General features: G+C 72.5%; 16 protein-coding genes, 1 tRNA gene and 1 pseudogene. 5 read left to right on the top strand and 13 right to left on the bottom strand.

Annotated elements, in window-relative coordinates; genetic code table 11:
• Nucleotides 1–36: 36 nt before the first annotated feature.
• From I5E_RS11205 to I5E_RS11165, 10 genes and pseudogenes are all read right to left on the bottom strand, one after another.
• Nucleotides 37–1,152, bottom strand: a complete 1,116-nt coding sequence (locus I5E_RS11205; RefSeq protein WP_031262251.1) for a glycerate kinase — start codon at nucleotides 1,150–1,152, stop codon at nucleotides 37–39.
• Between the two features lie 256 nt (nucleotides 1,153–1,408).
• On the bottom strand, nucleotides 1,409–1,900 hold the full coding sequence (locus tag I5E_RS26445; protein WP_261974917.1) for a hypothetical protein: 492 nt from the start codon (nucleotides 1,898–1,900) through the stop codon (nucleotides 1,409–1,411).
• 94 nt (nucleotides 1,901–1,994) lie between these two features.
• Nucleotides 1,995–2,765: pseudogene (locus I5E_RS26440) on the bottom strand (M20/M25/M40 family metallo-hydrolase); the annotation flags it as partial.
• Nucleotides 2,762–4,321, bottom strand: coding sequence for an ABC transporter substrate-binding protein (locus tag I5E_RS11195; protein WP_042723790.1), 1,560 nt, complete (start codon nucleotides 4,319–4,321; stop codon nucleotides 2,762–2,764). The pseudogene I5E_RS26440 and the gene I5E_RS11195, both read right to left, overlap by 4 nt.
• Nucleotides 4,318–5,448, bottom strand: a complete 1,131-nt coding sequence (locus I5E_RS11190) for an FAD-dependent oxidoreductase (protein WP_022907062.1) — start codon at nucleotides 5,446–5,448, stop codon at nucleotides 4,318–4,320. The genes I5E_RS11195 and I5E_RS11190 overlap by 4 nt, the downstream gene beginning before the upstream one ends.
• Complete coding sequence (locus I5E_RS11185) at nucleotides 5,445–6,713, bottom strand: NAD(P)/FAD-dependent oxidoreductase (protein WP_031262247.1); 1,269 nt, start codon at nucleotides 6,711–6,713, stop codon at nucleotides 5,445–5,447. Before I5E_RS11185 ends, I5E_RS11190 begins: the two co-directional genes overlap by 4 nt.
• A gap of 69 nt (nucleotides 6,714–6,782) precedes the next feature.
• Nucleotides 6,783–7,721 (bottom strand): class A beta-lactamase, encoded by a 939-nt coding sequence (gene bla / locus I5E_RS11180; protein WP_031262245.1) that lies wholly within the window; start codon nucleotides 7,719–7,721, stop codon nucleotides 6,783–6,785.
• A gap of 87 nt (nucleotides 7,722–7,808) precedes the next feature.
• Nucleotides 7,809–8,024, bottom strand: a complete 216-nt coding sequence (locus I5E_RS11175; protein WP_022907061.1) for a hypothetical protein — start codon at nucleotides 8,022–8,024, stop codon at nucleotides 7,809–7,811.
• Nucleotides 8,025–8,046: 22 nt separating this feature from the next.
• Entirely contained in the window at nucleotides 8,047–8,658 is a 612-nt protein-coding gene (locus tag I5E_RS11170) for a hypothetical protein (protein ID WP_022907060.1), read from the bottom strand.
• Between the two features lie 180 nt (nucleotides 8,659–8,838).
• Nucleotides 8,839–8,909, bottom strand: a tRNA-Gly gene (locus I5E_RS11165).
• 210 nt (nucleotides 8,910–9,119) lie between these two features.
• On the opposite strand from I5E_RS11165, the gene I5E_RS25465 reads away from it, so the two are divergent.
• Both I5E_RS25465 and I5E_RS11155 read left to right on the top strand, forming a co-directional pair.
• Nucleotides 9,120–10,187 (top strand): DUF6177 family protein, encoded by a 1,068-nt coding sequence (locus tag I5E_RS25465; protein WP_022907059.1) that lies wholly within the window; start codon nucleotides 9,120–9,122, stop codon nucleotides 10,185–10,187.
• Complete coding sequence (locus I5E_RS11155; RefSeq protein WP_022907058.1) at nucleotides 10,177–10,524, top strand: hypothetical protein; 348 nt, start codon at nucleotides 10,177–10,179, stop codon at nucleotides 10,522–10,524. The genes I5E_RS25465 and I5E_RS11155 overlap by 11 nt, the downstream gene beginning before the upstream one ends.
• Nucleotides 10,525–10,580: 56 nt before the next feature.
• Here the strand turns inward: I5E_RS11155 and I5E_RS11150 are convergent, their stop codons facing one another.
• Nucleotides 10,581–12,626, bottom strand: coding sequence for a cytochrome c oxidase assembly protein (locus I5E_RS11150; RefSeq protein WP_022907057.1), 2,046 nt, complete (start codon nucleotides 12,624–12,626; stop codon nucleotides 10,581–10,583).
• 82 nt (nucleotides 12,627–12,708) lie between these two features.
• A complete protein-coding gene (locus I5E_RS11145; RefSeq protein WP_022907056.1) occupies nucleotides 12,709–13,800 on the bottom strand; it encodes a GNAT family N-acetyltransferase in 1,092 nt (363 codons plus the stop codon).
• Between the two features lie 88 nt (nucleotides 13,801–13,888).
• On the opposite strand from I5E_RS11145, the gene dcd reads away from it, so the two are divergent.
• The 3 genes from dcd to I5E_RS11130 are packed head-to-tail and all read left to right on the top strand — an operon-like array spanning nucleotide 13,889 to nucleotide 15,412.
• Nucleotides 13,889–14,476 carry a dCTP deaminase gene (dcd, locus tag I5E_RS11140; RefSeq protein ID WP_022907055.1) on the top strand — a complete coding sequence of 196 codons (588 nt, stop codon included), beginning with the start codon at nucleotides 13,889–13,891 and terminating at the stop codon, nucleotides 14,474–14,476.
• Nucleotides 14,477–14,522: 46 nt separating this feature from the next.
• Nucleotides 14,523–15,038: an XRE family transcriptional regulator gene (locus tag I5E_RS11135; RefSeq protein WP_083857943.1), complete on the top strand. Its 516-nt coding sequence runs from the start codon at nucleotides 14,523–14,525 to the stop codon at nucleotides 15,036–15,038.
• Nucleotides 15,035–15,412 carry a HepT-like ribonuclease domain-containing protein gene (locus I5E_RS11130; protein WP_022907054.1) on the top strand — a complete coding sequence of 126 codons (378 nt, stop codon included), beginning with the start codon at nucleotides 15,035–15,037 and terminating at the stop codon, nucleotides 15,410–15,412. The genes I5E_RS11135 and I5E_RS11130 overlap by 4 nt, the downstream gene beginning before the upstream one ends.
• Nucleotides 15,413–15,633: 221 nt before the next feature.
• Here the strand turns inward: I5E_RS11130 and I5E_RS11125 are convergent, their stop codons facing one another.
• Nucleotides 15,634–16,737, bottom strand: coding sequence for a substrate-binding domain-containing protein (locus I5E_RS11125; protein WP_022907053.1), 1,104 nt, complete (start codon nucleotides 16,735–16,737; stop codon nucleotides 15,634–15,636).
• Between the last annotated feature and the right edge of the window lie 245 nt (nucleotides 16,738–16,982).

Here is a 16,982-nt window from a genome sequence, read left to right as displayed (position 1 = left end):
CGGCGTGTCGCGTGCGGGCGTCCCGCTCGCCGTTCGTCAGGCCAGGCGGGCGAGTCGCTGGCCGGCGATCCGGGCGAAGCGCAGCGGGTCGGCGAGGGCGTCGTCCGGCTCGCCCGTCGTCTGCGTCGCCAGGACGGTGAGCGAGGCAGCGGCGTCGAAGTCGTCGAGCGCTGCCTCGATGGCGCCGGCGACGAGCATCGCCCGGGCAGCGGGGGCGTGCCGCGTCGCGAGGGCGCGCACCACGCTCGGCACCTTGCCGGCGGCGGACTGCCCGTCGAACCGTCCCTCGCCCGTGATCACCACGTCGGCGCCGTCGAGGAGGGCCGGCAGCCCGACGACCTCGGCGACCCCGTCCGCGCCGCCCGCCAGGGTCGCGCCCCAGGCGAGCAGCCCGAACCCGACACCACCGGCCGCTCCGGCACCCGGTGTCGCGGGGTCGACCTCGGGGAAGCACCGCGCCCAGTCCGCCAGGCGGGCGTCGAAGGCGGCGATCCGGTCGGGCGTGATGCCCTTCTGCGGGCCGAACACCGCCGCGGCCCCCGTCGGTCCGAGCAGGGGCGAGGTGACGTCGGTCAGCACGACGGCGCCGTGCTCCGGCAGCCGCCGCATCCACGTGGTGTCGACGCCGGTGACGTCGTCGAGCAGCTCGGCGCCCTGCTGCGGCCGCGGTGGGTGTTCGGGCACCGCGGGAGCCTGGTGGACGAGTGCGCCCAGCCCGATCAGTGCGTCCGCACCGCCGTCGGTCGAGGCGCTGCCGCCGATGCCGAGCACGAGCCCGGTCGCCCCGTCGTCGAGCGCGGCGGCGATCGCCTCGCCGAAGCCCCGGCTCGTCGCGGTGTCGGGCAGGGCCTCCGGCAGCAGGGGGAGCCCGCTCGTCGCGGCGAGTTCCACCACGGCGCGGCCGTCCGGCAGTCGCAGCCAGTGGGTGTCGACGGGGGTCCCGGCGGGGCCGGTGACGGTGATGGGGACCCGGGTGGTCCGGGGGATCGCGCTCTCGAACGCGTCGAGCGTGCCCTCGCCGCCGTCCGCCATCGGCGCGAGGACGACCTCGTCGCCCGGACGCTCGGTGAGCCAGCCGTCGCGGACGGCCGAAGCGATCTCGGCTGCGGTCGCCGTCCCCTTGAACGAGTCCGGAGCCACCACGATGCGCACGGCACCACCGTAGCGGTCCACCCGGTCCGTCCGGTCCGTCCGGCCCGCCCCCCCCTGGTCCACCCGGTCCACCCGGTCCACCCCGGCTGGTCCGAGGGCCCGGCCGCCCCGGCGCGTCCCGCCCGTCAGGCTCGGGACCGCCCATCGATACGCGTCGCTGACCGTCCTGGTTCGCGAAACCCGCGATCCGCGAACCAGGACGGTCAGCGCCGAGACCGGAAACGGGCGCCCGGAGCGGCACCGCCCGACGTCAGGGTCAGCGGGTGGGGAGTGCGGCCAGGAAGATCGCCTCGGCGAGGGCCATGTGCTCGATCTCGGACGGGTCGACGCTCTCGTCCGGGGCGTGCACGTTCGCCGTCGGCTCGGACACCCCGGCGAGGATCACCTCGACGCCCGGGATCGCCCGCTCGAGGGTCGCGCAGAGCGGGATCGAGCCGCCGCCGCCGAGCGAGCCGACGGGAGCCGGATGGTAGGACTCCGCGAGCGCGGCGCGGAACGCCGACGAGGACGGTCCGCCGAGCGCACGGAACCCGGCACCGACCCCGGTGACCCGCGCCGTGACCTCGACGCCGGCGGGCGCCCGTCGGAGCAGGTGCGCCACCAGGAGTTCCCCGGCCGTCGCGGGGTCGACCCCCGGCGGCACGCGGAGGTTCAGCGCGGCACCAGCCCTCGCCTGCACGGACGGCGAGGACCCCGCGACCGCCGGGGCGTCGATCCCGACGACCGTGAGGGCGGGGCGTGCCCACACCTGGGACGCCGGGTCCGCCGAACCGACCGGCAACCGCGCCGTCGAGCAGTCCGGCGTCGGCGGCGAACCGGTCGGCGTCGTAGGGCAGGCCGGCCCAGGTCTCGGACGCGTCGAGCCCGTCGACGGTGGTGTCCCCGGTGTCGTCCCGGAGCGACGCGAGCAGGGCGACGAGTACTGCGATCGCGTCGGGTGCCGCGCCTCCGAACATCCCGGAGTGCACGTTCCCCCGCAGTGCCCGGACGCGGAGCTCGACGAACGCGGTGCCGCGGAGCGTCGTCACGAGCGCGGGAGCGCCGACCGCGGCGTTCCCGGCGTCCATCACGACGGCGGTGTCCACGTGCCGGAAGTCGGCGGCGTGGTCGGTCACGTACTGCTCGAGGCCGTCGGTGCCCTGCTCCTCCGAGCCCTCGACGAGGACGACGAGCCCGACCGGGAACGTCCCGTGCACGTCGAGCAGCGCCCGCAGGGCCACGAGGTGCGTGACGATCCCGCCCTTGCAGTCCGCCGCGCCCCGGCCGTACAAGCGACCGTCCCGTTCGGTGAGCGTCCACGGATCGCTCGTCCAGGCGGACAGGTCCCCGGCCGGCTGCACGTCGTGGTGCGCGTAGAGCAGCACCGTCGGTGCACCGGCGGGTGCGGGGTGGGTCGCGATGACCGCCCGCGAGCCGTCCGCAGTGGTGGCGAGCCGCGCCTCCAGACCGAGGTCCGCGAACGCGACCCGCACCGCCTCCGCGACCCGGTGGCAGTCGTCGAGCGACTGCACGGCCGGGTCGTGGACGGACGGGATCGCCACGAGCGCGGCCAGGTCATCGAGCCCCTCGGGCAGGCGGCCGCGGACGGCGTCGCGGAGGGCTGACGGGCTCACGAGCGACCGATCTCCCAGATGCGGAACTCGCCGGACGCGTCGACGGACCCCGACAGCCCGGTCAACGACTTCTGCCCGATGACGTTCTCCTGCCCGGCGAGCAGCGGGATGAGCGGGACCGACTCGGCGGTGTCCCGCTGGATCTGCTCGATCTGCTGCGTCCGCTCCGCCGTGTCCGGCTCGACGGCCTGCGCGGCGACGAGGTCGTGCACCGTAGCGTCGTCGAAGTGGTTCGCGAGCAGGTTGACGTCCGCGGCGCCGTAGGCCGGGGTGAGGTACGACGAGGCGTCCGGGTAGTCCTGGAAGAACCCGAGCTGGAAGACGGGGTACTCGCCCTTGCCGACGTTCCCGACGTAGGTGTCCCAGCTCGCCGACTGCAGGTCGACCCGGAACAGGCCCGTGTCCTCGAGCTGCTGCGCGATGAGCGCGTACTCGTCGTCGGAACCCGAGCCGTAGTGGTCCGTCGTGTACTCGATGGGCAGCGTCACGGGCGTGGTCACCCCGGCCTGCTGCAGGATAGCCTTCGCGTCCTCGCCCGACAGGGACCGGAACGCCTCGGTCGCACCGGTGAACCCGCTCGGGACGATCGAGTACGCCGGCGCGTAGGTGTCCTGGTAGACGTCCTTCGCGATGGCCTGACGGTCGATCGACGCCGCGACGGCCTGCCGGATCGCCTGCTTCTGGGCGCTGTCCTTCCCGGGCATCGTGTCGAGGTTGAACGCCAGGAACCGGATCTCGCCGGAGTCGCCGTGCACGGTCTGCAGGGAGTCGTCCGACGACAGCGAGGTGACCTCCGTCGGCGTGAGCTGGCGGTACGCGACGTCGGCGTCGCCCTTCTGCACGGCGAGCTTGAGGTCGGCGGACTTCGTGTACTGCTTGATCGTCACGCTCTTCGTGGCCGGAGCGTCGCCGTCGTAGTGGTCGTTCGCGGTGAGGGCGATCGTCGCCCCACCGTCCGCGGCGTCCTGCAGCGCGTAGGGCCCGGATCCCACCACCCCGTCGTTCGCGTGCACCGTCGTCGCCGAGAACACCTTCGAGTCCACGATCGCCCCCGCCATGCTCGCGAGCACGTACGGGAACGTCTGGTCGTCGGCCTGCTTCAGGGTGAACGTCACGGTGCTGCCGGACGCCGACACCGACGCCATGTTGGCCAGCAGCGACCCCGGGCCGTTCTTCGACCCGAGGGACACCTGCCGCTCGAACGAGAACACCACGTCCTTCGCGGTCAGGTCGTCGCCGTTCGAGAACCGCAGGCCGTCCCGGATCTCGCACACGTAGTGCGTGCCGTCGGTGAAGTCGCAGGACTTCGCGACCTCGGGGCTGGTCGTGGTCTTCCCTGCGGGGTAGGTGAGCAGGTGCTGGTACAGCTGCGTCTGCACGGTGTAGCTCCCGCGGTCCCAGGCGCCGGCCGGGTCGAGGGACGTCACGACGTCGGTGGTGCCGACGACGAGTCCGTCGACGGCGTCGGTGCCGGACGAGCCGGTGGAGGCGCAGCCGGTGAGCACGGCGGCGGTGGCGGCGGTGAGTGCGATGGCGCTGAGGAGTCGGGTGGTCATCGTCCTGTGGGGGTGGGGTGGTGCTTCGAGAGGGAGAACCGGGCCGGGGGTGGTGGCCCGTCGGTCGCGAGGTCGGCGATCATGACGCCGAGCAGCGGAGCGAACTTGAAGCCGTGGCCGGAGAACCCGGTCGCGACGGTCACCGGACCGCGACGGTCGATGACGAAGTCCTCGTCGGGGGAGTTGTCGTAGAGGCAGCTGATGAAGGTCGGCTTCGTCGCGTCGACCCCGGGCACGTACCGGGCGACGTACGCCTGCAGCCGCTCGGCCTCGGCGGGCACCGGGGTGAAGTCGCGGTGGTCCGGGTCGACCACGGGACCGGTGCCGTGGAAGCCGACCTTGACGCCCTCGCCCGGGGTGAGCAGGCCGTAGACGTCGTCCCCGTCGGCCCAGTGCACGAAGCTCGGCCACGCCTCGTCCGGCAGGTGGCTGGGGAAGTGGGCGGGCTGCTCCTGCGTGACACGGAGGGCCGGGAGGCGCGCCCCGCGTTCCGCGAGCAGGTCGCCGACCAGCGTGGGCGCCCACGACCCCACGGCGGCGATCACCGACGACGTGCGGTGGGCGGACCCGTCGGACAACCGGACGGTCACGTCGTCCCCGTGATCGTCGAGGCCGGTGACCCGGGTGTCGAACCGGAGGTCGACGAGTCCCGTGCGCTCGGCCAGCGTGAGGAACACCTCGATCGCGCGGTCGGACCGGATCCGCCCCGCGGTCGCGTGCGTCAGGACGTGCCCCTCGAACGCGATGCCCGGCCAGCGCTCGGCTGCGGCGTCCGGGCTGAGGGCCTCGTGGGCGATCCCGGCGTCCGCGAGCGCCGCGGCGATGGCGTCGACGACCTCGGGGCGGCCGTGGTCGACCGCGCCCGTCCGGACGATCAGCTCCTCGTCGGCCGCGGTCTCGAGCGCCTCCCAGAGCGCGAGCGCCCGGGTCGTCAGCGCGACGTACTCGGCATCGGCGTAGCCCTGCCGGAAGATCCGGGTCGCACCGTGCGAGGAACCGCGGTGGTGGCCGCGCTCGTGCTGTTCCACGAGCAGGACGCGCTCGCCGCGGGTGGCCAGGGCGTACGCGGTGGCGGCACCCACCACCCCGCCGCCGATCACGACGTGCGTCGTCGTCTGGTCGCTCATGCCGTCGCTCCGGCTCGTCGGGCGTCGGCCTCACGGCGGGCCGGCATGAGCGAGACGACGTCGGCCTCGCTCGGTGCGCTTGCCGGGAACCGGGCGGGGTCGTACCGGCTCGCGTCGCCGAGGGTGGTCGACCCGGTGACGCTCAGCTCGGCGGCGATCCGACCGAGCCCGGGGCCGTGCGTGACGCCGGACTCGTTGTCCCCGCCGGCGACCACGAGGCCGGCGAGCTCCGGGACCGGGCCGACGATGAAGTTCCGGTCCGCCGTCATCGACACGACCCCCTGCGTGACGGTCTCGTCGTCGGCGAGTGCAGCCGCGGCGCCCGGCAGCAGCGCCGCGACGATCGGGTGCAGGGCGGTGCGCATGGCCTCGACGAGGTCGGGGCGGTCCGGTCGGCGCTCGGGTTCGGTGTCGCGGCCGGCACCGCGCACGAAGAACGCCTCGTACCCGCTCCCGGCGCCGTAGGTCAGGCCACCGCGGTGCTCGCGGATCCACAGCCCCTCGAGTTCGGGGAGCATCAGGGTCGGCAGCGTCTGCGGGAGGCCGAACGGCTTCGTGACGAGGCGGCTCGCGACCACCCGCACCGTCGGGAGCTCGCGACCGAGGGGCGCGAGCAGTGCGTTCGTCCAGCTGCCGGCCGCGAGGACGACCCGCGCGGCGTCGATGACCTCGCCACTCGCGGTCCGGACGCCCGTGACGGAGCCGTCCCGCGCCTCCAGGCCCGTGACCGTGGTGTGCTCGCGGAACGCGACCCCGCGTGCGTGCAGTGCCCGGACCAGGGCCGCGGCCGTGTCCGGCGCACTGATCTGGATGCCGTCCGGGTGGAGGAACCCGGCCGTCACCGCGGACGGGTCGAGGCCGGGGACGAGGTCCGCCGCCTCGTCCGGGGTGAGCGTCCTGGCACCAGCCGGGCGCAGGGGGTGGTCCTCGAACGGCGGGATGTGGTCCGCGCGGCCCTGGTCGGTGACCGTCAGCCAGACGTTGCCGTTCCGGCGGTACCCGGTCGGCCCGTTCCCGGACTCGGCCAGCCGCCGGTAGAAGTCGATGCCGTACTGCTCGACGTCGCGTTCGGACTCGTTCCAGTACCAGGCGTACCCGGCCGCCCACTGTCCGACGAAGCCGGCGCCTGCGGTGGTCGTCCCGCCGGCGGCGGGGCCGCTGTCGACGAGGACGACGCGCTGGCCGAGGTCGGCCAGGTGCCACGCGGTGCTCAGGCCGATGATGCCGGCGCCGACGACGACCGTGGGGGAGTCGGGGGAGGACATGACCAGATCGTAGTTGTCGTGTGTTGCCGACAGGTGTCGTGGATGACGCCGTGTGACGCCGCGTGACCGTCAGCCCGCGAACGCGGCGAGCACCGCGCGGGCGGACCGCGCGACCAGGGCGTCGTCGTACGCGGCGTCGGGCTCGTTGCGGGCCGTGAGCACGGCGATGACGATCGGGCCGCCGTCCGGTCGCGTGACGCGTGCGACGTCGTTCCGGATGCCGCCGGCGCCCCCGGACTTGTCCGCGACCGTCCACCCGGCCGGTGCGCCGGCGCGGACCAGGGTGTCGCCCGTGGCGTTGCCGCTGATCCACCGTTCGAGGAGTGCGGTGTCGGAGCGGCCGAGCGTCCGTCCGTCGAGCACCGTCGCGAGGTCCGCCGCGAACGCCGCCGGGGTCGTGGTGTCCGCGGTGCTGCCGGGCTCGATCGTGTTGAGCGAGGGTTCGTCGTGCACCACCTCGGTCGTCCGGTCCCCGAGCTCCGTGAGGGCCCGGCCGAGTCCGGCGGGTCCGCCGATGCGGTCGAGGACGAGGTTCAGGGCGAGGTTGTCGCTCTGTCGGACGGCGGCCTCGGCGAGCTGGGCGAGCGTCAGGCCGTCGGCGACGTGCGCGCTCGTCACGGGGGTGTGCCCGGCGGCGGTGGCGTCCGCCGCGGTCCACCGCACGCGCTCGTCCCGGTCGGCGCCGTGCACCTGGCGGAGGAACGCCGCCGCCGCGAACACCTTGAGCGTCGACGCGTACCCGAAACGCCGGTCGCCGCCGTACGCGACGGTCTCGCCGGTCGTGGTGTCCGTGGCGACGACGCCGACGGTGGCGTCGTACTCCCGCTCGAGGCCGGCGAGCGTCCGGTCGACGGCGGTGCGGTCGGCGGCCCCGATGCTCGGTGTCGGTGTCGGTGTAGCCGTCGCAGTGCTGGCGGTGCCGGTCGGACGAGGGGCGGCACCGGCGCTGCACCCGGTGAGGGCGAGGGCTGCGACGACGCCGACGACGAGCGGGGCAGTGGCACGCATGACAGAACTCTCGCGCGCGGCCCTGGACGCTGCCCGCACGCCTCGGCTTCCGTCGGTGGATCGCCGGAGCGCCCGAGGCGGCGGTGCCTAGCCGCCCCTTCGCGAGCGGATCCTGGCTCGCACGACACTCGCCCCGACCACGCCGATCGCGACGGCAGCCAGCCCGACGGTGGTGGCGAAGGTGAACAGGACGTGCTGCAGCGTGGATCCCGCTGGCGAGAGGTCGCCCCAGATCCCGAGGCCGATCGACGTGGCCAGGGCCGTCAGGGCCGGGACCGCGAACGCGAGCGTGAGCTTCGACACGGCGTGGTTCCTTCCCGGGGATCTACTGACCGTTGCACCACACGATGGCGGAGCCGGCGATGTTGTGTGAGACGGTTCCCCGTCCCTTCGCGTTGCACGACGCGAGAGCCCCGGCACCGATGGTCAAGAGTCCGGTGACGATGCCCGCGGCGACTGCGCCGACGCCGGTCTCGGCACTGATCAGGGCGACGACCGCGGCGACTCCCGCCCCTTGGGTGAGCTTGCCGACGACATCGTTCGAGACACACGAGTTCAGGTAGAGGTTCGCCTGGAGTCCGGTGACGTCGAAGGAGCTCTTCCCGGAACAGCCATCGATGCCGATGCCCTCGGTCGCCGCGACGACATCGGGGTCGACGCGGATGTGCTGCACGGCTCCGCCTCCGGCGACGTACCCGGCGGCGAACTCGGCCACAAGCGAGGTGTCTGCTCCAGCCGCTCGCGCGATCGCCGCGTCGAACGTGCGTGTCGTCGTGTCGACGCCGGCGAAGAGTGCGGTGGTGTCCGCGTCCGACAGCGGGTCCGCGGCGCTCCGTGGTGCTGCGTTCGCTGGAGCGGCAACGAGCATCGAGCCGAAGAGTGCTGCGGCGGCGACCGCGACCAGCGCGGTACGGCGTGGGGTGATCGTGAGGTGCATCACGGTGTCCTCTCGTCCTGGCGGCGTTGCCAGACCCGACCCTCGTGGTCGGACGATAAGAATGATGCCGGTGAAATGCCAGATGTGCAAGACAGAAGGGTGTCGGCGAGTCACGATCCCTCGACGGTGCCACTGGTGGAACGACGAAGGGCCGCCCGGTCGGGCGGCCCTTCGTGTCGGAGCGAGTGACGGGAATCGAACCCGCGCTACCAGCTTGGGAAGCTGGAGTTCTACCATTGAACTACACTCGCGCGCCCGCTCAGCGGGACGTGGCAAGCCTAGCGGATTCTGCGCTGGACGCCAGCCGAGTGCCCGCCGAGCGTGGCGTTGCCCACTCGCACCGCGCCTCCCGACCGCACCCGTGTCTCCGCTGTGAGCCGGTCCGTCCGACGGACAGGTGTCGCCCTCGTGTGTACCGTCCAGGTGGATCCGCACGACCCGCGAACCCGAGGAGGACCCGGATGGTCAGGCATCCCCTCATCGACGACGTGGTCGGCCCCGCGATCGTGGTCGACTCGGCTTCGCCGGTGGTGTGGCTGACCGAGGCGCTCGCCTCCCTGCTCCGTCGGGCAGCGGACTCCGGACGCTTCGTCCTGCTCCGCACCGGCCCCGGATCGGCCCTCACCCCGGCGCTCCGGCACGCCCTCGGCGCGTACGGCGCGGCCTGGGCCGTGACCGACCCCGACGGCACCCTCCGGGACGGTCGGACGGGCGTCACCGCCTCGCGCATCGAGGACTTCGTGCACCGCGGCCCGGAGCTCGTCGGCACACCATCGCCCGAGCACCCGGTGGCCCGCGACTCCGTGCGCCAGATCAGCATCGACCTCACGCTCCGGCACCACTCCGAGCGCGCCGTCGACATCGGCTCCGCGATCGAGGCGCTGTGCGAGACCGTCGGCACCTGCCCCACCCGCTGGGGCACCGCCGAGCCGCTCACCGTGCCGTGGGACCGCTGGGTCGTCACGCAGTACGCCAAGCACGAGGCGCCGGCCGTGTCGACGTCGTACGCCGTGGGCGAGGGGTTCTCGGCGACGATGACCGCGCACCTGCTCGACGGCGTGGTGGTCGAGACGATGTCCGCCGTGCTCACGGTGCCCGAGGACGGCACCGACCGGTCCCTCGCCCCGAAGCTGTTGGACGCCGTGCACCGCGTGGCCGAGGACGTCGAACCCGTCTTCGGCGTCGTCATGCAGCGCCGTGGCGACGCCGACCACCTCGTCCGGGCCGTGTCGCACGGCGAGCCGGAGCCGCTCGCGGTCGTGGTCGGTCCCGAGGCCACCGAGTTCCTCGACCGGGACGGCGTGTGGCCCCCGCCGCGCACCACCACCTCGACGTTCGGCGGCGGCGGCCTGGTCGTCCGCCTCGACGACGGCTGGCAGGCGCTCGAGGCGTTCCTCGACCGGATCGATGAGGACCGCTTCCTGCACCTCGTGGGCGGCGCGCCGCTCGACCCCGCCCACGACGAGGGCACGCTGGACGGCCACGTCGGGGACGGCTCGCACGTGTTCGGCGGTCACCGTGCCCCGTGACGTCACGCTCCTCTGCCGCGGACCGGTCGAGACGCGCGACGTCGCCGAGGCCCTGCTGCTGCACGACGAGGGCTGGGGCGTCCGCGCGCTCGACGACGGACCGGTCATGCAGGTCTGTCGTGATGCCACGCACCCCGTGATCACCGTGCTCGGTGTCCGGCGGGTGGACGCCCTCGACGAGGTCGAGCGGATCCTGCCGGACGCCCCGACGCTGTCGACGCCGCTGTGGTGGGTGGACACCGTGACGCCGGCCGGCGCGGACGGCGAGTCCGGGATCTCGGCCGCGCTCGAGGCCGCGATGGACCTCGACGCGGTCTGCATCGTCCACGGCGACTGAGCGGCGGCGCGGCAGCCGCCCCGAGCCGCCGCCCCGAGCCGCCGCCGCCCGGCGCGTCAGTCGCGGTCGTGCATCGCGGCGAGCTGCTCGTTGTAGGCCTTGAGGTCGGCGTCCCCGTCACGCTCGGCCTTGCGGTCGAGGCGCTTCGCGTCGCGTGAGTCCGACCGCACCCAGTTCCGCACCACGAGGAGCGCCACGAACACCATCGGCAGCTCGGACGCACCCCACGCGATCCCGCCGCCGGTGTGCTGGTCGGCGAGGAGCGCGGCATCGTTCGTCTGGCCGAGCGCGTGGAACCAGTCGATCGCGAACACGGACTCCGAGGTCATCACCGCGACACCGAAGAACGCGTGGAAGGCCAGGGTCGCGAGCAGGGCGATGATGAGGATCGGGTACTGCGGACGCTTCGGGCCCGGGTCGACGCCGATGAACACCCAGAAGAACAGGTAGCCGCTGAACACGAAGTGCACGACCATCGCGACGTGCCACTCGTGCGACTGCATGGCGTACTCGTAGGCGGGCGTGAAGTAGAACACGACGAGGGACCCGGCGAAGATCACCCCGGCGACGGCCGGCTTCGCGAGGAACTGCATGTACCGCGAGTGCGTGAACAGCATGAGCCACTCACGGGCGCCGCGGGACCCGTCGTTGCGGACCGGCAGGGTGCGGAGCGCGAGCAGCACCGGGCCGCCGAGCACCAGCGGCAGCGGCACGAACATCATCAGCAGCATGTGCTGGATCATGTGCGACGAGAAGTGGATCATGCCGTAGACCGCCGGCCCGGCCGAGGTCGTCCAGATGAACAGCGCGCACCCGAGGAGCCAGGCGACGGTGCGCCCGACCGGCCACGAGTCGCCGCGCCGGTGGAGCTTCCGGACGGCGAGCAGGTACCAGCCGGCCCCGACGACCGCGAGTGCGAGCCACACCCAGTCGATGTGCCACTCGGTCAGGTAGGTCTGCACGGTCTGCGGCGGCGGGTACGGGAAGCCGATGAGCCCGGAGCGGGTGTCGTCGCCGGTCTCCGGGGTCTGCGGGATCGGCGGCTGCGAGCGGGAGACGGCGACCGAGACACCGATCGCGATCGCCATGAAGACGATCTCGGCGAGCGCGAACCGCACGAACAGCCGGCGGTCGAGCGGCGCGCGGAGGAGCCCGGGCACGAGCCGACGACGCTGGACGACGCCGGCGAGCCCGAGCAGCACGAGGATGGCGGCCTTGACGGTGATGAGCCACCCGTACGTCGTCGTGACCAGGTCGAGCGGTCCGGTCAGGCGGAGGGACGCGTTCACGATTCCCGAGAAGGCGACCGCGGCGAACGCCCACCCGGCGAGCGTCGAGTACCGCGACACCACGCGGCCCGTGGCGCCCTTGGTGCGCGTCCGCAGGGCCACGACGGCGACGAGGCCACCGGCCCAGACGCAGACGGCGACGAGGTGGACCGCGAGCGAGTTCACCGCGTTGGCGTGCTCGAGCGACCCGGCGGCGTGCCCGGAGAGCGCGAGCGGCAGCAGCGCGAACAACCCGGCGACCGTCGCGACCGCGAGCGTCGTCACGCGGGTGGCGAAGGCCGCGACGACGGTGGCGACGAGGATCGCCACGGCGGAGACCACGAGCGCCTGACCGATCTCGACCTGGAACGCGAAGAGCAGGAAGTTGCGGGCGAACACGGGGTTCGTCAGCGGCACGCCGAGGGTGTTCGCGCCCGTCAGCACGATGCCGACGACGGCGGCGAGGAACCAGACCGCTCCGGTCACGGCCGCCCAGCGCGCGGCGCGGTGCTGCACGCTCGACATCGCCCGGTGGTCCTTCTTCTGTGCCGGCAGCGCGAAGGCGGCGACGACGAGCAGCCCGATCGTCAGCGCTGCCATGGTGTCGTGCACCACGCGGGCGACGGGCAGCCCGTACTCGACGATGTCGCCGGCGGACACCAGCTGCTGGTTCGCGGTGAAGGCGCCGGTGAGCGTCATCCCGAGGATCGAGCACGCCACCGCCAACGGGACGGCGACGACGAGGACCGTCGCGACGGTGGACGTGCGCGCGGTGACGGGCGCCGATTCCGGCGCCGCGCCTCCTGGCTGGGTTTCGGGTGACGTGACGGTCATGACCGTCCAATGGTAGGCGTCGGGGCCTGGAGGCGCGGCGTGCGTCGCGCGCACCGGCTGCGGCCCGCCTCAGGCCACGCCGTCAGACGCGCCGCTCCCAGATGCCCTCGCTCCCGACACCGACGAACCCGACGGCCTCGTTGACGTCGAGCATCGGGCGGTTCTCCTCGGCGTTGAACGTGATGATCGACGGGTGCCCGGAGAAGTCCTGTTCGATGCGCTCGATGCCGGCCACCTTGAGGAGCCAGCCGAGCCGGTGCCCGCGGTGCTCCCGCAGCACGAGGGTGTCGCCCTGCATGACCGGCTGGTGGGCGGCGTCCGGCACCGCGAGCTGCGTGAAACCGGCCAGGGTGGTCGTCGGCAGGTGCTCGACCGCGACCGTGACCATCGTGCGGGGTGAGCGTTCCAGGTTCGCCTCGTGCTCCGTCAGACGCTCCCGGGTCCAGACGTCCTCCGGCTCCTCCATGTCACCCTCGGGGGCGTCGGTGCTCATCCGCGTCTCGAGGAGCGCGATGCCGTCGAGCCACTGCTCCGGCGTCGGCCCGGTCCAGGCGTGCACCCGGTACGCCGGTCCGGCGGCGGTCACCGCCCGGTCGTGGAGCTCGCGCACGACGGAGTGGTCGGCGGGCAGCGCGAGGCGGCTGATCCGGTTGACCTGCCCGAACCGCCAGCCGCGTCCGGTGAGGAACCGCGTGCCGGCCTCGTCCTCCGGCACGGCGCCGTGGCCGGTGGGCGGCACGAGGTACCCGGGGCCGGAGGCCGGGCCGACCTGGCTCGACACCGCGTACGTCTTCCACTGCGAGCGGCCGTCGGCGCGGGCGAGTCGTTCGAGGTGGTCGGCCAGCAGCGTGCCGATGCCGCGGCGCTGGTGCTCGGGTGCGACGGCGACCGCGAGCCAGCAGTTCGGGGTGCCCGCGGCCTGCTTCGTGTCGTAGGAGCCGGCGGCCACGACCTCCCCGCCGGCGTCCCGGACCACGAAGAGCCGGCTCGGTGCCGCGCTGTCGAGCAGGTACGGCAGCTGCTCCTCGGGGGTCCAGAGGATCTCGGGCAACCCGGTGACGGCGACCTCGGCGGCGTTCTGCACACGGACCCAGTCGCGGAAGGACTGCACCGTCGCGGGGTCGTCGCCCATCGTCACGGGCACGTCGATCTCGTGCACGGTGTACGCGGTCATGTCGTTCCTCCCGGCCGTGTGACGCCGCCCGACGCTGGGCAGCCTCGCAGCTTACCGGCGCCCGTGCGCCTGCCGCTAGGCTCGTCGCGTGCTGCTCTCCGACCGCGACATCACCGCCCAGCTCGCCGAGGGCCGGATCGGCCTCGATCCGTACGACGCCTCGCTCGTCCAGCCGTCGAGCATCGACGTCCGGCTCGACAAGTTCTTCCGGCTGTTCGACAACCACAAGTACCCGCACATCGACCCGGCGACGGACCAGCCCGACCTCACCCGGCTGGTGGAGACCGACCCGGACGAGGCGTTCGTGCTGCACCCGGGGGAGTTCGTCCTCGGCTCGACGTACGAGGTCGTGACACTCCCCGACGACATCGCGGCGCGGCTCGAGGGCAAGAGCTCGCTCGGTCGCCTCGGGCTCCTGACCCACTCGACGGCGGGCTTCATCGACCCGGGCTTCTCCGGCCACGTCACGCTCGAGCTCTCGAACGTGGCGACCTTGCCCATCAAGCTCTGGCCGGGCATGAAGATCGGTCAGCTCTGCTTCTTCCAGCTCTCGAGCCCGGCCGAGAAGCCCTACGGTTCGGCCGAGTACCAGTCGCGCTACCAGGGCCAGCGGGGGCCGACACCGTCCCGCTCGGCGCAGAACTTCCTGCGGACGGACGTCTCCCGCCGGTCCTGACGCCGGTCGACCGGACGACATTTCGCATTCTGTGTATCGTGGCGACATGTCCGTAGCCACCCCACGACCCGTGCTGCCAGTGTCGGCCGCCGGGCTCATCCGGGACGCCCGTCTCCGCGCCGAACTCACCCAGGTGCAGCTCGCGGAGCGCGCCGGCGTCACGCAGAGCGTCATCAGCACCTACGAGAACGGGCGTCGCGAGCCGTCCCTCGCCGCGCTGCAACGCCTCCTGCTCGCCGCCGGGTTCACCACCGAGATCGACCTGCACCCCGTCGAGGAGCCGCCCCCGCTCCGCGAGCGGGTGATGGCAGCGCGGCGTGACCTGGTCGCGATCGTCACGCGACTCGGCGGCCGGAACCCCCGGCTGTTCGGCAGTGTCGCCCGTGGCGACGACGGTCCGGCGAGCGACGTCGACCTCATGGTGGACCTCGAGGCGGGGCTCGGCATCTTCGCGCTCATGCGGATCCAGGACGAGGCCGAGCAGCTCCTCGGCGTCCGGGTCGACGTCGTGGACGCGGCCGGCATGGGCGGCGACGCCGTCCGCGACGCGGTGCCGCTGTGAGCCGCGACCTCGAGGACCGGCTCGAGGACGTCATCCACGCGTGCGGGGTCATCGGGCGGTACGTCGACGACGATGCGCTGCCGGAGGACGTCGTGTACGACGCGGTCCGGATGCGGCTGGTCGAGATCGGCGAGGCGGTGCGGATGCTCCCGAGCGCGGTGACGTCGACCGAACCCGGCATCCCGTGGTCGCGTGTCTCGCTCCTCGGCGAGCGGCTCACCCGGCGGTACTTCGACACCACGCCGGCCGTCGTGTTCGGGACGGCGCGGGTGGACGTGCCCTCGCTCTGCGCGGCGGTGCAGCGCCTGCGCGCCGCGCACACGGCGCGCGGTGACCGACGGAGCGCGACCGGGGCGGTGGATCGGACCGGCTGACGGACGCGGGATGCGAGTCGCCCGGAACCGTGCCTCCCGTCCGCACGAGGCGCGGCCGACGGACGTTCCCGGTCGTGGCGCTGACCGTCCTGGTTCGCGATCACCGGGTTCCGTGAACCGGAACGGTCACCGTCGCAGGAGAGAACGGCGCACCGCGAACGCGGGACGGCCCCGTCTCGCCGGAGCGAGACGGGGCCGTCGTCGTGCTGTGATCGGGGAGATCAGCCCTTCTTGGCGAGAGCCTCGAGGGTGTCGTTGCCCTTGTAGGCCTCGACCGCGTTCTCCTTGGTGACGAGGACCGGGGTCAGCTCGATCGCCGGGACCGTCTTGACGCCGTTGTAGTTGTTCGTCTTGTCGATCTTGGTGTCGGGCTTGTCACCCTTCGACAGCGTCGAGACGAGGTCGATGGCGGCCTGCGCCTCTTCGGTGGTGTTCTTGTAGATCGTCGAGTACTGCGTGCCCTGCATGATGAGCGGGATCGACGCGGTCTCGGAGTCCTGACCGGTGACGACGGGGTTCGGCTTGCCGGCGGCCTTCGTCGCGGTGAGGATGGCGCGGGCGAGCGTGTCGTTCGGCGACAGGACGCCGTCGAGCTTGGTGTCACCCGAGTAGTACTGCGAGAGCAGGTCGGTCATGCGCGACTGGGCGTTCTGCGCGAGCCAGCCCTTGGTCTGGACCTTCTGGAAGGTCTCCTGGCCGGACGTGACCTTGACGGTGCCGTCCTTGATCTTCGGCTCGAGCACGTTCATCGCACCGTTGAAGAACACGGTCGCGTTCGCGTCGTCCGCCGAACCGGCGAAGAGCTCGATGTTGTAGGGGCCGTCACCCTTCTCGGCCTTGAGGCCGTCGAGGAGTGCCTGCGCCTGCAGCTGGCCGACCTTGTAGTTGTTGAACGCCACGTAGTAGTCGACGTTCTTGGTGTTCAGGATGTTGCGGTCCCAGGCGATGACGGTGACGCCCTTCGCCTTGGCGGCCTTGACCTGCGAGCCGAGCTGCGAACCGTCGGCGGCGCCGATGATGACGACCTTCGCACCCTTGGTGACCATGCCCGAGATCTGCGACTGCTGGTCCGGGACGGGGTTGCCGGCGTTGGCGTACTGGATGTCGGCCTTGAAGCCGGCGTCCTCGATCGACTTCTCGAACGCGGCGCCCGCGAGCACCCAGTTCTGCGAGGTCTTGGCCGGCAGGGCGACACCGATCAGGTCACCCTTCTTGATCTCCGTGCTGGCGGAGTCCGAACCGGAGGTCCCGCGTGCGGAGCAGCCGCTGAGGGCGAGGCCCGCGACGAGGGCCAGGCCGATGCCGGCGATGAGCTTCTTGCGCATGAGATTGCTTTCTCTTCGTTGAGGGGTGGTGCTGTGGTGGTGGGGATTCGTGCGCCGGGCGGACTGAACCGCCCGGCGCCACGTTCTACTGGGTGTTGACCTTCTGCGGCTGGTCCTCGATGGACCGCGGCTGCTGGGCCTCGACCGTGTTCTGTTCGGTGTCCTTGCGCTGGAACTGGCGCATCATGCCGCCGATCAGCGACGGACGACCCTGGGACTTCGAGTAGACGTCGAAGGCGACCGCG

It is taken from the genome of Curtobacterium sp. B18, assembly GCF_000333375.1.
Classification (GTDB): Bacteria; Actinomycetota; Actinomycetes; order Actinomycetales; family Microbacteriaceae; genus Curtobacterium.
This window is presented reverse-complemented; position numbering and strand designations above follow the sequence as displayed.